The sequence below is a fragment of the Mesorhizobium sp. M0983 genome, from assembly GCF_040318975.1.
GTDB lineage: Bacteria > Pseudomonadota > Alphaproteobacteria > Rhizobiales > Rhizobiaceae > Mesorhizobium.
This window is the reverse complement of sequence record NZ_JAMYNH010000001.1, coordinates 77,210-90,381: the sequence shown is the minus strand read 5'-3', so window position 1 is coordinate 90,381 and position 13,172 is coordinate 77,210. Positions and strand designations below refer to the sequence as shown.

The 13,172-nt window shown below is 62.7% G+C and carries 17 protein-coding genes; 2 read left to right on the top strand and 15 right to left on the bottom strand.

Going from position 1 to position 13,172, the window contains the following annotated elements; genetic code table 11:
* Nucleotide 1: 1 nt before the first annotated feature.
* Nucleotides 2-1,084 carry an SIP domain-containing protein gene (locus NKH71_RS00630; RefSeq protein WP_352788649.1) on the top strand — a complete coding sequence of 361 codons (1,083 nt, stop codon included), beginning with the start codon at nt 2-4 and terminating at the stop codon, nt 1,082-1,084.
* Here NKH71_RS00630 and NKH71_RS00625 read toward each other — a convergent pair.
* From NKH71_RS00625 to NKH71_RS00580, 10 genes are all read right to left on the bottom strand, one after another.
* Nucleotides 1,081-1,503: an aconitase X swivel domain-containing protein gene (locus NKH71_RS00625; protein WP_352641248.1), complete on the bottom strand. Its 423-nt coding sequence runs from the start codon at nt 1,501-1,503 to the stop codon at nt 1,081-1,083. The genes NKH71_RS00630 and NKH71_RS00625 overlap by 4 nt on opposite strands.
* Nucleotides 1,500-2,747: an aconitase X gene (locus tag NKH71_RS00620; RefSeq protein ID WP_352788651.1), complete on the bottom strand. Its 1,248-nt coding sequence runs from the start codon at nt 2,745-2,747 to the stop codon at nt 1,500-1,502. The genes NKH71_RS00625 and NKH71_RS00620 overlap by 4 nt, the downstream gene beginning before the upstream one ends.
* A gap of 80 nt (nt 2,748-2,827) precedes the next feature.
* Nucleotides 2,828-3,895, bottom strand: a complete 1,068-nt coding sequence (locus NKH71_RS00615) for an ABC transporter ATP-binding protein (protein WP_352788654.1) — start codon at nt 3,893-3,895, stop codon at nt 2,828-2,830.
* Complete coding sequence (locus tag NKH71_RS00610) at nt 3,895-4,683, bottom strand: ABC transporter permease (protein ID WP_031194613.1); 789 nt, start codon at nt 4,681-4,683, stop codon at nt 3,895-3,897. The genes NKH71_RS00615 and NKH71_RS00610 overlap by 1 nt, the downstream gene beginning before the upstream one ends.
* Entirely contained in the window at nt 4,683-5,552 is an 870-nt protein-coding gene (locus tag NKH71_RS00605) for an ABC transporter permease (RefSeq protein ID WP_352481611.1), read from the bottom strand. Before NKH71_RS00605 ends, NKH71_RS00610 begins: the two co-directional genes overlap by 1 nt.
* Nucleotides 5,553-5,618: 66 nt before the next feature.
* Entirely contained in the window at nt 5,619-6,680 is a 1,062-nt protein-coding gene (locus NKH71_RS00600; RefSeq protein ID WP_352481612.1) for an ABC transporter substrate-binding protein, read from the bottom strand.
* Nucleotides 6,681-6,733: 53 nt separating this feature from the next.
* Nucleotides 6,734-7,708: a PfkB family carbohydrate kinase gene (locus NKH71_RS00595; protein ID WP_352788656.1), complete on the bottom strand. Its 975-nt coding sequence runs from the start codon at nt 7,706-7,708 to the stop codon at nt 6,734-6,736.
* Nucleotides 7,705-8,745: an ADP-ribosylglycohydrolase family protein gene (locus NKH71_RS00590; protein WP_023721296.1), complete on the bottom strand. Its 1,041-nt coding sequence runs from the start codon at nt 8,743-8,745 to the stop codon at nt 7,705-7,707. Before NKH71_RS00590 ends, NKH71_RS00595 begins: the two co-directional genes overlap by 4 nt.
* A gap of 3 nt (nt 8,746-8,748) precedes the next feature.
* On the bottom strand, nt 8,749-9,474 hold the full coding sequence (locus tag NKH71_RS00585; protein WP_023721297.1) for a GntR family transcriptional regulator: 726 nt from the start codon (nt 9,472-9,474) through the stop codon (nt 8,749-8,751).
* 167 nt (nt 9,475-9,641) lie between these two features.
* Nucleotides 9,642-9,896 carry a hypothetical protein gene (locus NKH71_RS00580; RefSeq protein ID WP_023721298.1) on the bottom strand — a complete coding sequence of 85 codons (255 nt, stop codon included), beginning with the start codon at nt 9,894-9,896 and terminating at the stop codon, nt 9,642-9,644.
* A gap of 204 nt (nt 9,897-10,100) precedes the next feature.
* Here NKH71_RS00580 and NKH71_RS00575 point away from each other — a divergent pair, with 204 nt between their 5' ends.
* Nucleotides 10,101-10,502 (top strand): hypothetical protein, encoded by a 402-nt coding sequence (locus tag NKH71_RS00575; RefSeq protein WP_352589772.1) that lies wholly within the window; start codon nt 10,101-10,103, stop codon nt 10,500-10,502.
* Nucleotides 10,503-10,645: 143 nt separating this feature from the next.
* Here the strand turns inward: NKH71_RS00575 and NKH71_RS00570 are convergent, their stop codons facing one another.
* The 5 genes from NKH71_RS00570 to NKH71_RS00550 all read right to left on the bottom strand — a co-directional run bounded on the left by NKH71_RS00570 (nt 10,646) and on the right by NKH71_RS00550 (nt 13,172).
* A complete protein-coding gene (locus tag NKH71_RS00570) occupies nt 10,646-11,347 on the bottom strand; it encodes a hypothetical protein (RefSeq protein WP_352788659.1) in 702 nt (233 codons plus the stop codon).
* A 251-nt stretch (nt 11,348-11,598) separates the two neighbouring features.
* Complete coding sequence (locus tag NKH71_RS00565; protein WP_352788661.1) at nt 11,599-11,994, bottom strand: hypothetical protein; 396 nt, start codon at nt 11,992-11,994, stop codon at nt 11,599-11,601.
* A 223-nt stretch (nt 11,995-12,217) separates the two neighbouring features.
* The gene (locus tag NKH71_RS00560; RefSeq protein WP_352589766.1) at nt 12,218-12,448 is read right to left on the bottom strand and encodes a DUF2934 domain-containing protein; all 231 of its coding nucleotides are present in this window, start codon (nt 12,446-12,448) and stop codon (nt 12,218-12,220) included.
* An 83-nt stretch (nt 12,449-12,531) separates the two neighbouring features.
* On the bottom strand, nt 12,532-12,744 hold the full coding sequence (locus tag NKH71_RS00555; protein WP_352524156.1) for a hypothetical protein: 213 nt from the start codon (nt 12,742-12,744) through the stop codon (nt 12,532-12,534).
* Between the two features lie 122 nt (nt 12,745-12,866).
* Nucleotides 12,867-13,172 carry a DUF1236 domain-containing protein gene (locus NKH71_RS00550; protein ID WP_031195423.1) on the bottom strand — a complete coding sequence of 102 codons (306 nt, stop codon included), beginning with the start codon at nt 13,170-13,172 and terminating at the stop codon, nt 12,867-12,869.

Genomic DNA, 13,172 nt, shown 5'->3' with positions numbered 1-13,172 from the left:
AATGAGGCAAGCATCAGCGAGCGGACTGGCCTGCGAAGCGCGCTTGAACCTGCGCAACCTGCCGCATTACATCGACCGCATCAGCGATAGGCTGCAAAGCTTCGATGCCGATGCCTCGCGCGAGGGGCAGCGGCTCGACTTCCGCTTCGCCTTCGGCGACGCGTCCCTTGACATGGAGCGGCTGGTGATGCGGGCCAACGCCGCCGACCGCGATGGGCTGGCCCGCATCAAGGACCTGCTGGCTACCGCTGTCGAAGTCTATGCCAAGGAGGAAAAACCCGAGATCGTCTGGACCGGCGATCTCGCCGAAGAAATCCGCCTTGCGCAGTTCCGTGAGATGGTCGTCACCCAGGTCGACGGCCTGACCCCGCATATGCGCCGCATCCGCTTCGCCGGCGACGATCTGGCGCGCTTCGCAAAATTCGGCGGCATGCATATCCGCATGCTGTTCCCGACCAGGGATGTCCCCGATCCGCTCTGGCCCGTGCTTGGCAGCAATGGCTTGCCGGCCTGGCCCTCGGACGACAGGCGCCCGGTAGCGCGTGTTTATACCATCCGAGCCCTCGACGTCGAAAAGGGCATTATCGACGTCGACTTCCTGATCCATTCCGGCGACAGCGTCGGCGCCCGCTGGGCAATGCAGGCGGCGCCTGGCATGAAGATCGGCGTCATGGGGCCGGTCGGCCGTCCAGTACGACCGGCGTCATGGTATCTCATGGGCGCCGATGAAACCGGCCTGCCGGCGCTGGCCCGCATGTTGGAGACGCTGCCCGCCGAGACCAAAGGCGTGGCCTTCATAGAGATCGCGGACGATGGCGAACGGCAGGCCATCGACAACGCGACCGGTATCGAGCTGCATTGGCTGCCGAGAGACGGCGTGCCGGCCGGGCTCGACGACAGGCTGGCGCGCGCCATCCGGTCGGTCGCATGGCCGACCGGTTCGGCATTCGGCTGGTTCGCGGCCGAAGCAGCCGCCGCCAGGACGGTGCGCGAACACTGGCGCGGCACGCTGACGCTCGGCCGCAACGAAACACTGGCCGCAGCCTATTGGCGGCGGGGCGCGGCAGGACTGATGGCCGGCTAGATCTTGCTCACCATCGCTTGGGCATCTTCGCCCAGACCGATTGCGATCCGGTCGCCGGAGACAATGCCTGATATCTCGCAGACGACCAGCGGCATGCTGATTTCGTAGAGGAATTCGGCAACGATGGCGCCGACGGCAAGGATCGGGTCCGGCCGCTCCAGGATAATGCCGGCTGGCGCCGTGCCCCTGCGGATAGCTTCGGCCAGAACCGAAGACGAGGACGACGACCCCCGCCCGCTCGGCATCACCAGGATCTTGCCGGCGATGTTGCCGCCGAGGTTCGGGTGCGAATGGTCGATGATGTCGCCCGTTTCGACGTCGATCCCGCCCCAGAAGCTGAGCGCCTGCGAAAGCACCAGCGCCGGGCCTTGCGCCGAGCCGGCAAGGTGGAATGTACCTGTTCTGTCCGGCCCCCTCATGGCGCGCTTCGCACGACGCGGCCGGCAGCAGCCGAGCGGACGCAGTCCTCCATGTCACCGAAGGCCACCGAGACACCGATATTGCCAGGTGCGTAATGCGCCCATTTGCCCGAATTGGTCATCACCACGCCGTCGAGACGTTCCAGAATCGCGGTGACGTAAGTGCAAGTGTCGGTGACCGGAACGAGGCCGAACCCTGCCATGCCGGCCAGTGCGCCCTCGTCCTGCAGCCGCGCCAGCGTCGCACGCCCTGTGTTGACATAGATCGGCACGCCTCTGCTCGGCGCGACGTCGCGCAGCAACGGCAACAGGCGCATCCATTCCTCATGGGAGAAATGCGGCGTGCCTAACGAGACGGCTGCAAGCAGCACGCCGTCGGGGACGCTCGACAGCCTGGCCAGAGCATGGTCGATGTCAGCGCGGCTGATGCGGATTTTTTCCTCCGGCACCAGGCCGTGCAACGCCTCATCGCGGGTCTTCGCCTCCGGTGTGATGCCGACGGCATGAAATAGCGCCACCGCGCCCGTTGTTGCCGCCGCCGCCCCCAGCGCCTTCAGTTGGTCCTCGTCGCGCGGCGGCGGCAGGCCCGATATCACCGGAATACGGTCGCCACTCCTTTGCCCGACGATCAGCCCGACGCCGACAAACAGGGCGTCGGTAGGCTCGAGGCCGCCAGTCAGCTCGAACAGTACCTGGCCACGCCGGTTTTCGATCAGGTGCAACCCCCAGGCTGGCGCGCGCCCGGTGATTGCGCAGCACAAATCGATAAAATCGCCATAGCGGTTGGTCCGCGCACCGATCACCGAATTGGCAAAGACGATGGCGTTGGATTCACCCCAGGCAATCTGCTCGCCAAACCCTGGCCGAAACCGCGTCTGATACGGCGCGCAGGTGAAAGTCGCCTGGCAGCCGAGTTCCAGATGCGCCTTCATCAGACGGCGCGCCGGCACTTCTTCCGCGGCTGTCATCTTCACCAGTCCAGGATGGATCAGATCGAACGAGCCGACATTCAGCGTCGTTGGCACTCGAACGCGGCCGCCGCCCTCGATCAGCCTTTCGACGAAATCGAGGCTGGCCTGGCCGTGATAGAGGCAGCCGTCGATATGGGCACCGGCAATGTCCAGCAATTTGCGCGCGTCGACCGCCTTCGCGAAGGCGACCAGGATCTTCATGGCGGCAGCCGCTGCCGAGCCTTGCTCGCCATGCAGCATCGACTGGTCGCCCGCATTCAATTCAAGGGGCATCGAGCATTCCGCTTCGGAGTTTGCCCGACCATGCTTTCCCCGATTGCCGACCGCCTGGCAAGACTGAAGGATTGGATCTGCTAGCTCGCGTCGATCAGCACCGTACTCTCGGACGACCAGCGCAGCACCACCTGTTGTCCTTCCGCCAGCTTTTCGATGCCGGTGTTCTGCACGATGACCTTGATTGTCTGGCCATCGCGATCGACAAAATATGTGCTGTTGTTGCCGGCGAAGATACGCTTGGAGACCCGCCCCGTGAGCATGTTGGCATGGGCTCGGTCCGGAACGCCGGCATTGGTGGCGATGCGGATTCGTTCGGGCCGCACGGCGCAGCTCGCCTTCATGCCGGCGACAAGCGTAACCCCCGCGCCTGCGGCAATCCCCGTTCCGTCAGGCAGCCGGATGCCCGTACCAGTGGCGTTGCCGCGAAGGATGTTCGCGTCGCCCAGGAAGGTGGCGGCAAACTCACTCTTCGGCCGATCGTAGATCTCCTCGGGCGGGCCTTCCTGCACCAGCTTGCCATCGCGCAGAATGCCGATGCGGTCGCTCATCGTCAGCGCTTCTTCCTGGTCGTGGGTGACGAAGATCGTGGTGATGCCGATCTCGCGCTGAATACGCTTCAATTCGATTTGCATGTCCACGCGCAGCGCCTTGTCGAGCGCGCCGAGCGGCTCGTCGAGGAGAAGCACGCGCGGCGTGGTGACGATCGCGCGAGCGAGCGCCACCCGTTGGCGCTGGCCGCCGGAGAGCTGGTGCGGCCGGCGACCACCGAGCGTGCCGAGTTGCACGAGGTCGAGTGCGCGCTGCACCTCGCTGGCAATCACCGCCTTGGGCTCGCCGCGCACCGACAGTCCGAAGGCGACATTGTCGGAGACGCTCATATTGGGAAAGAGCGCGTAGTTCTGGAACACCATGCCGATGCGCCGCTTCTCCACCGGCACCCGCTCAACACTTTCGCCGCCTATGGAGATGCGACCAGAGTCGGGAAAGTCGAAGCCTGCGATCTGGCGCAGCAGCGTGGTCTTGCCGCTGCCGGAGGGACCGAGCAGGGCGTAGAAGCCGCCGTCGGCGAAATCGATCGAGACATCGTCCAGCGCCTTGTGCGCGCCAAAACTGCGCGACACATTCGATACCTGCACGCCCGCCATTATTTCTCTCCGCCGAATTTGAAGAAGCGCGCCGTCAGCAGCATCAGCGCCATCGACACAACAATGATGATCGTCGAGACAGCATTGATCTCGGGCGTGAAACCCTTGCGGATCGCCGCGTAGATTTCGACCGGCAGCGTCGTTTGGCCGGGCGTCGACAGAAAGTAGGAGACGACGAACTGGTCGAAGGACACGGCGAAGGCGAACAGCCCGCCGGCAATGACGCCCGGCATGATCCAGGGCAGCGTGACGCGGTTCGTCACCTGCCATTGATTGGCGCCGAGCGAGCGCGCCGCCTCTTCGAGCTCTGGCGCAAATGTCTGCAGCCGGGCCGAGACGACGACGATGACATAGGGCAGCGCCAACGCCACGTGGCCGAGCAGGATGGCATGCAGCCCGCGGCCGATGCCAACGCCGAAAAAGAAAATCAGCATCGCCGTGCCAGTGATCAGCCACGGTATGGCGATCGGCGGAAACAGCAGCGCCTGCAGGAATTTCTTACCGCGGAAGTCGTAGCGATAGAGCCCTAGCGACGCCGCGGTGCCGAGCGCGGTGCAGATGATGGTAGTGATGACGGCGATCTCGACGCTGTTTCGCGTGGCCGCGATCAGCTGATTGTTCTGCCAGAGCGAGGCATACCATTCCGTGGTCCACTCGAACGGCAGTTGGTAAAAGGGCGAGACGTTGAATGACATCAGCGCCATGATGATGATGGGCAGGTACAGGAAGGCGAGCAGCATCAGAATGTAGACCCGGCCGAGCCATTCCAGGATTCGGGTCGTCGCCACTAAGCGGCCCTCCGCAGCACCGGCGAAGTAACCGCCAGGATGACCAGCACCACAGCCAGCAGGATGAAGGACAGTGCGGCACCCAGCGGCCAGTTGAACACGGCAACGAACTGGTCCTCGATGACAGTGCCGTAGAAGGTGCCGGTGCGGCCGCCGAGGATGCGCGGTTCCATGAACGAGCCAACGACCGGCACGAAGATGAGTACTGCGCCCGCCACTAGCCCCGGCATCGACAGCGGAATGATGACCCGCTTCAGCACCTGCAGCCGCGAGGCGCCGAGCGAGCGCCCAGCCTCGATCAGCGAGTCATCGATGGCCTGCAGGGTCAGATAGCAGGTCAGCACCATGTAAGGCACGTAGGAGTGCACCAGCCCGATGATGACGGCCGGATAGGAATACATGAGATCAATGTTGATCTTGAACGGCAGCACGGCGTTGAGCGCTGTGTCGAGAATGCCCCCTTCACGCAGCACCATCGCCCACGAGAAGATGCGCACCAGCCCGTTCGACCAGAACGGCAGGATGACGAGCAGGAAAATCGCCTCGCGGCTGCGGCCTTTCAGCACCTTGGCCAGCACGTAAGCGGCGGGATAACCGATGACGATGCACCACAGCGTCACCTCGAGGCCGAGGCGCAGCGAGGCCACCAGCAATGTCAGGTAAAGGCTTTGTGAAAAGAAGGCGGCATAGTTTTCGAGCGTGAATGCCCACGGCTTTCCCGATAGCGGCAGATCGGTCATGAAGGAGAAGAAGACCATGGCCGAGAGCGGCAGGAAAATTGCAACCGTCAGCCAGAGATAGGCAGGCGCCAACAGCGGCAAGGCCGATCTCAGCCCGCTGCGCGACGCGGCTGCGATCTGTACTGCCATGACATCTCCTCCCAGGATAGGAAGGATCAGCCGACATTGATGGTCGGCTGATCGCGGCTTCTGCTGTTACTTCACGTCGACCTTGAGCTGCTGCCAGAGCGCCAGATAGGTCTCGCGCTGCGCGTCAGTAATCGGCGCCTGGAACTGGATGCGCTTGGCGACTGCCGGGTCGCCCATCACCTTGCGGTTGAAGGAACCCTCTGGCAGCGCTTCGACCGCCTTGGTGTTGGCCGACACCGGCGCGCCGACCTTGGTAACCCATTCGACATAGAACTTTGGGTCGATCATGTAGTTGATGAAGGCTTGCGCCCCGGCGACGTTCTTGGAACCGACCGGAATGGAAAAGGCGTCAAGCCAGGCGACGGCACCCTCCTGGGGAATGACCAGCGAGACCGGCAGCTTGAAATGCGTCTTGGCGCGGTCGGCCGAGCCGCTCCAATAGGTGCCGATGTCGATCTGGTTGGAGGCAACCATCTGGTTCCAGTCGTTCTCCGAGCTCCAGAACGTCTTGATCTGCGGCATCAGCGAGGTCAGCTTCGCCTTGACCGCCTCCATGTCCTTGACGTCGTTGATGTTCTGGCCGGTAGCGATGGCGCCGAACTGCACGGCCTCGACGGCATCGTCACGGATGGTAACGCGGCCCTTGTGGGCGGGATCCCACATTTCGGCGATGCTGGTCGGCGGCTTGTCGAATGACTTGTCGTTGATGGCGAGCGCCGTCAGCCCCCAAACCCACGGCACCCCATAGACCTTGCCGTCATGGACAAGCATCGATGATCCGGCCTTGTCCTTGCTGATGTCGGCATAGTTCGCCAGCTTGGACGTGTCGATCGGCTGAATGAGCTTTTCCGCCATCGCCTGATCGTTGAAGGCGGCATTGATCATGACGACATCGTAAAGGCCGGGATTGGTCCTGAGCTTGGTCAGCATTTCCTGTTCGGAATTGAAAAAGTCGTTGACGACCTTGTTGCCGGTTGCCTTTTCGAAGGCGGCTATGGCCCAGGGCTCGTCGGCGCCATAGCCCTTCCAGTTGAGTACGTGCACCTCGTCGGCCCTGGCGGCCAGCGTAAGCGCCGAAGCGAAGACAGCGGTTGCCGTCAGAAAAGCAGTCAGTTTGGGCATGCGCATGTTCGTTCCTCTCATTGTTGCCCGGTTGGCGGGCTTGTTATCCCATTAGGCTGTCAGAAATGGGCCTCTTGTTTCCGGCCATGCACGGTCGTCGGTCGATCGTCATGGCTGAGGAATCGCTGGATCTCCTGGTCGTTCGGCGCCATCGACCCGCCATGGCGGGTGACCGAGAGCGCCGCCGCCGCATTGGCGTAACGCGCCGCTTCGAACGGCGACACGCCGTGCGAGAGCGCGCTGACGAAGGCGCCGATATGAGTGTCGCCGGCGCCGTTGGTGTCTACCGCCGCGACCTTGAACCCGGGCACATCTTGGGCGGTGCCGTCGGCCAGCCGCACGAAGCAGCCTTTTGCGCCAGCGCGGACGACCACGCCTGCCGCGTTGGGGCAGTGGCTGGCCAGCAGCCGGGCAGCAATAGCCTCGACATCGCCGGTGCCGGCGATCTCAGCCGCTTCGGCGGCGTTGCAGCTCAGCCAGCTCGTGCGCGCCAGCACCCGGTCGAGAATGGTGCGCGGAATGTCTGAAATGATCGGCGTCGGATCGAAGACCAAAGGAATTTCCGCCGGCAGCACCTCGATCCAGTCGACAAGCGCCTCTCGGCTTCCCGGATAGCTAACCGTATAGCCGGAGGTGAACACCCAGTCGCCCGGTGCGACCGAAATGAGCGCCATCATGTCAAGGCTGAGCAAACTCTCTGCACCAGGCCACGAGACAAAGGTGCGCTCGGCATCGCTCGAGATCATGGCGACGCAATTGCCACTGTCCAGAACCGGCGATGCCGGCGTCAGTGTCTCGATCCCCTCCGTGGCTAAGGCCGCGCGCAGGAAGTCGCCATTGGGTCCGCTGCCGAGCTGGCCGCCGAACACCACCTTCATGCCGGTGCGGCTGGCCGCGACCATCATGTTGAAGCCGCCGCCGGCGACTTGTGCAAAGCTCGATGCGGTCTTCTCCGTGCCCGGTGCCGGCAAGGCATCGATGCGGTAGACATAGTCGACTACCGCGCTGCCGATGTGGACGAGACGCCCGCTCATGCTGCCGCATCCTTGCCGGACCTGCTCTTCGCCGTCCGCAGGGCGACCAAGTCGGCGGCGAGCGCGCGCACCCGCCCAATGTCTAGGCCTTTGATCCGGGCGATGTGTTTTTGTGGCAATCGGGAAAAGCCGGTGCAGGCACCGGCCATGCCGGCCGCGATGGCGCCGATCGTGTCGGTGTCGCCACCGAGATTGGCGCTGATGACTGCCGCTTGCCAGGGATCGCCGCCGGCGACTTCCAGCACCGCGAATGCAGCCGGAACGGACTCCTGACTGGCGACGCCGGTGCCGACCAAATCGGTGATCAGCCGGATCGCGTCGCTCGTCTCCTTGCCGCGTACGAGCTTCTGCGCCCACCCAATGCGCGCGGCGATGTCACCGCCGGTCACCCAATAGCCGAGCGTTGCCCCGTGCCTCGCCCCGGCGATGGCTCTGTCGGAAGCGGCGCGCCAGTCACCGCCAGCGATGCCGCGACTGATGGCGGCAGCGACCGCTGCGGCCGAAGCGATTGCGATTGACGTGTTGTGCGTCGCCCTGCAAGTTTCGGCCACTTTGCCGACCAGTGCGTCAAGCGGCTCTGGCGGCATCATGATGCCGACTGGCGCGATGCGCATGGCTGCACCATTTGTGTCGCCGCTGCGTCCCGCTTCCTCGGCTGGCATACCGTTATTGATGGCGTCGATGGCGCGTTTGGTTGATGGTCCCAGCAGATCGTAGCTGCCGCGCGCCTTGACATCGCGTTCCCAGTCGAGCAGCGCGTTGACCCACCGCGCATGGTCGAACCGGTTACCGGATTCGACCAGGATACGGCCAAGCAGAAGCGCCTGTTCTGTGTCGTCGGTGATCGTCCCGGCCGGGAGTCCCTTCGACACCGGATGGTCGGCGAAAGGAGCAATGAAGTCCTCGACATGACCGTAGAGTTCGGCAATCCGCGCCGGCGACAAAAGCTGCGTCGGCATTCCCAGCGCATCTCCCAGTGCCCCGCCCACAAGCGCTCCCATGGCCCGATCGGTTATGTTCCCGGTGTCGTCCGGCATCACTCAGAACCTCATATGCAGCGCAAAATGCGCCGGGTTGAGCAGGCTGGTCACATATTCGATCGGCCGGTCATCGGCGGCGCGGGTCAAGCGGCAACCGCGCAGGAACGGCGTGCCTTGCGGGCAGCCGAGGATTGCGGCGTCCTCTGGGTTGAGCATTTCGATGCCGACCCATTCCTCGCCATGGTCTGGAATGAGACCGGCGCCGCGGAGCGTCTGGTGGAGCGAGCCTTCGCGCAGACCGCGTAACGGCACGTCCTCCAGTTCGGGTGACAATGGCAGGCGGCTGCGCTCAATGGAGATAGCGTGGCCGTCGCTGGCATTGGTGCGCACCCGATCGACAGCGATGAAAAACGGGTTTTCTATACCAAGCAGTGCGGCAAGATCAGGGTCCTCGATCACCTCGAGCCGCAGCGTCCGCGTCTCGGCATTTGCGCCGGCGTTGGCGAGCGCCCGCGACCAACCGATTGAGTCATCGACGGGCTTGCCATCGAAGGTGACGAAAGAGCCGATGCCGACCTTGGTGGTGATCAGCCCGCGGCTGGACAGTTCCTCGAGGCCCTTGCGAACGGTGTTGCGGCTGACGGAGAAACGCTGGACGAGCTCGTTCTCGCTTTGCAACCGGTCGCCGAAGCCCAGAACACCGGAGCGGATTTCATGTTCGAGAACCGTGGCGATCTGTTCGGGCTTGCCCGTACCGGGAGACGATGGGACCACGCGGCGGACCATAGGCATACCTGTTCATTGCGCCTGTATAGTCCTGTGCAATGTATCTGCAACGCCAGCTCTGTCAACCGACGGCGGAGGGGCCACACAGATAAACCAAGCTGCTTGATGATACCCAGTGGCCGTGAAGGCCATGCGAGGTGCGGCGGGCGAACGGGGTCGCTGGAGATTCACTGTTCGCTGCTGGAAGACCCCTCGGCTGCCCCGTCACCATCGGCAGAATGCGGCAGAATGCCGAAGTCGCGCGACTTGGTCCCATGCGCCGCCGTCAGGAAGCCATCGGCTGTGAGGCCTCGCCTCAAAAGTTCGCGTACCGCAGCCGACCGGCTCGGCATGCGCTTGTCGAAGCGCCAGTTCTCCAATGCCGCCAGTTCATCGACGGTCAGCATGATCTGCAATCGTTCCGGGCGTTCCAGTTCGGACATCTCGGCCTCCAGCCATACCAGGCTAAAATTAGCTGAGTTAGTATGTTCCTAATTCTTTGTAGAGTTAGGTATATTGGCAGAGTACGTCAAGGCCTCCAGATGCGTGATCCGTGCAGAAATCCAATGAAGCGGATCAAGCATCAACTGCACAATCGACAAAATACACTAACTATTTGATACTGCACGATTTTTCAAGATTTTCGCTTGTCAATCGCCGCCCCTGGGCGCATGGTGGAAGCGAGGGATAAACCGCTCCTGAAAGGAAGGTTTTCCATGCGCTACAGATTTTCGGTTCGTCTGCATGACGACGTCAATTCCCGAGTTCGGGCTACATTGCGGTCCAGGATTGCCATCAATCTGACTGCCGTCGCCGAAGCCGTGCGACTGCAGAACCTCGCCGAGAATGTTGCGCGCGAAGACATCGAATGGCTCGTCATGCAAGCAGCCCAACTCCAAGGCGCAGCTATCGAGTTCGACGGCTTCACGCAAGCCGATCTGGCGGAGTTCGCGTGCCCCGAACCGATGCAAAGCAGTCCCGCGCTGGGTCGGGACGCCTTGGAGGGCGGGGTGACCGTTTCGCCGGATTTTGGCCGTCAAGCGCATTGAGGCGCGTGCTCTTGTGAGCCCCCGTCATGCTGCCGCCACGTGCTCGGCAAAAAGCCCGCCATAATGGCGGGCTTTGGACTGATGGAGGTTTGGTGGACGAAGGCCTCTCGGCCGGTCCGACATTTCATTCCGATGTATCCGCCCTAGCGGCGCGCGATCAGCAGGCACAACTGGCGCAAATCGCTGTCATAAGTGCCTTCGCTGCTGAGCACGTCGACGCAGCGCCTCTTCATCCTGGCCAACTTGTCGCTCGACATGTCGGCGACGACCTGGGGTAAGTTGGGATTGCTGGGATTGTTGGGATTGTTGGGATTGGACGGGCTGCCCGGGTTGGACGGATTGCTCGGATTGGTACCACCGCCGATCCCGACACCGGCGCCGACATTGATGCCGCTGCCGATCCCGACCCCCGCGCCGGCCCTGACGCCGCTGGCGACACCTACCCCCGCGCCGGCGGCAATGCCACCGGAACCGCCGATCGTGGCGCCGGCACCGGCGTTGATGCCGCTTCTGCCCCCGACCGACGCGCCGGCGCCCGCGGCAATGCCGCTGGAACCGCCAACCGTTGCGCCGGCGCCGGCGTTGATGCCGCGACTGCCGCCCAGCGACGCACCGAGGCCGGCCTTGATGCCGCCGCTGCCCCCAACCGTTGCGCCGGCACCAGCGTTGATGCCCTGGCGGCCACCAACCGTCGCGCCGAGGCCGGCTTTGATGCCGCCGTTGCCGCCAATGGAAGTGCCAACACCAACGGCAATTCCGTCCGCGGCATTCACGGGCATCGAGAGCATGAAAACAACTGCGCTGCCCGCCACCGCATCGGTGATTGTTTTGATTATGATGGTCATAACACTCTCCTTGCTGTAGTTGCGCTGAACAGCCCGCGACATCGCCGGTTGCATACCTACTAATTTGCAAGAAGATTATCGGTTTCTTTGCCGATCAACTTACTGGCCTCATGGTATCTGTTCACACAACAGCCGAGTGAAGTTTGTAGTGAAATTTTCCGAAAGTTTTACTTCGGGAAGGTCCTCTGCCGGGTGAAGCAATGCGAGCGTCAACTGACGGGCGCCGCGATAGACGAACGTCGCCGCAACGGTCAGCGATCGAAATAAGGCGAATTCTTAAATCTGAAAACGACTACATCAATCCGACACGACGCAATAGAAAACGGGCCGAGAAGGTCCACCATGCGCGTGTTTGCTTCACCGTGCTGCGCCATTTTTGCCGTAACATTTCCGTCGCCCGCATTGTTTTCTCTGTAGTCGCCATGCGACGACAACCGAATGATGGAGATCAACATGCTTACGAAAATCCTGACAGCCTCCATACTTGCAGCCGGTCTGGCGACCGCGGCGATGGCCCAGAATGCCGGCTCGGACAACAATGCGCCTGGCAGTGAGAAGAGCATCGTCGCAAGCCGAATGGCATCGACCTTGGCACGACCAGCAGCACGATGGGCACGACGGGTGCCATGAACTCCAATGCGGATCAAAACTGCCCTGCAACCCCGCAAGGTGCCCAACCCGATGCGTCCAACAAGCCTGCCGGGACGGTTTCCCCGACTGTCAACGACAACAATTGCGGTAAGTAGTAAGCCACGACAATCCGGCTTACCATCGCGGGTGGGCGGCAGCGGGACTGGTTAGGACTGGTCCCGCCTTACGATGGGCCAACCGAACCACGAGATCCAGCGATGCAATCAAATCCGCTCGAGTTCACGCTTTGCGCGGTCGCGCCTTGGGTTTGGTTCCCTCTTTGGCGGCCGGCGTCGGCTTAGGCTGGCGTGCTTTCGGCTTCGGCCGGCTGGCGGTCTCCTGCGCGGCGGTTTCTGCGTCGATCTCGGCGGTAGCCTGATCCCAATGCTGCTGATGCGCCCCGTCGGGCCTGCCTGCCTGTTCCCAGATCGCGTGTGCCCGCTGGCGAATCCGTTCCTGCCTGTCCGTCACTGTTGCCTCCGTCGGCTCGGTTCATGCGTAAGCAACTTTGTTCTAGCCGAAATTTCGACCCGCGTCTTGAGCGGCAGGCACCGTTATTGAGCCTCTCTGTCACACAGGACAGCAACGCCGAGGAGCGCCGCCTTCTTGATGATCAGCCCTTCAAGATCGGCGTCCGAGCGCTCCGTTCCGGTGCGTTCGCGCAACAGCGCAATCGCTGCCTTCATCGACAGCAGGCCATCGCCTCGTTCAGCAAGCAGTTTGTCGACGGCTGCGGCCACGTTGGTCGGCTCGACATGCGGCAGCATGGGAATGGCTCCTTCCTTATTCCGAGACGACAGCGGCAGCTCCATCCCGATCGCTCGGGATGGAACTCGATTTCATAAGACCGTGACCTTTCCAAATCCGGTTCGCGGTTTGGGAACGCCGGTCACTCGATGACGTGCACGATCCTGCGCGTGCCGGGGTCGACGAGCACGGTGCGACCGTCGACGACGACGTATCTGTATTGCACGTCGGGAACATCGATCGGTTGCAGCTCGACCGTATCGGGCAACGTGGAACCGATATTGAGCTCCACCCCCAGAAGATTGATCGACGCCAACGGGTGCTTGTGGACGTATTCGCGGATGACCGTCTGCTGTTCGGGTGTGACAATCACCTGGTCTGCGGTGGCCACGCCGACGCCGGCGAGCAACACCAATCCCGCCGCAGCAGGAACAAGGTGGATTTTCAT

Bases quoted from the DNA above. Each gene is read 5' to 3' on its own strand.
- NKH71_RS00600 (WP_352481612.1), bottom strand. From the start codon at position 6,680: ATGCGCATGCCCAAACTGACTGCTTTTCTGACGGCAACCGCTGTCTTC.
- NKH71_RS00580 (WP_023721298.1), bottom strand. From the start codon at position 9,896: ATGTCCGAACTGGAACGCCCGGAACGATTGCAGATCATGCTGACCGTC.
- NKH71_RS00590 (WP_023721296.1), bottom strand. From the start codon at position 8,745: ATGCCGGACGACACCGGGAACATAACCGATCGGGCCATGGGAGCGCTT.
- NKH71_RS00595 (WP_352788656.1), bottom strand. From the start codon at position 7,708: ATGAGCGGGCGTCTCGTCCACATCGGCAGCGCGGTAGTCGACTATGTC.
- NKH71_RS00550 (WP_031195423.1), bottom strand. From the start codon at position 13,172: ATGAAAATCCACCTTGTTCCTGCTGCGGCGGGATTGGTGTTGCTCGCC.
- NKH71_RS00625 (WP_352641248.1), bottom strand. From the start codon at position 1,503: ATGAGGGGGCCGGACAGAACAGGTACATTCCACCTTGCCGGCTCGGCG.
- NKH71_RS00605 (WP_352481611.1), bottom strand. From the start codon at position 5,552: ATGGCAGTACAGATCGCAGCCGCGTCGCGCAGCGGGCTGAGATCGGCC.
- NKH71_RS00620 (WP_352788651.1), bottom strand. From the start codon at position 2,747: ATGCCCCTTGAATTGAATGCGGGCGACCAGTCGATGCTGCATGGCGAG.
- NKH71_RS00630 (WP_352788649.1), top strand. From the start codon at position 2: ATGAGGCAAGCATCAGCGAGCGGACTGGCCTGCGAAGCGCGCTTGAAC.
- NKH71_RS00555 (WP_352524156.1), bottom strand. From the start codon at position 12,744: ATGCTGCCGCATGTCGAGCCGACCAACGTGGCCGCAGCCGTCGACAAA.
- NKH71_RS00585 (WP_023721297.1), bottom strand. From the start codon at position 9,474: ATGGTCCGCCGCGTGGTCCCATCGTCTCCCGGTACGGGCAAGCCCGAA.
- NKH71_RS00570 (WP_352788659.1), bottom strand. From the start codon at position 11,347: ATGACCATCATAATCAAAACAATCACCGATGCGGTGGCGGGCAGCGCA.
- NKH71_RS00615 (WP_352788654.1), bottom strand. From the start codon at position 3,895: ATGGCGGGCGTGCAGGTATCGAATGTGTCGCGCAGTTTTGGCGCGCAC.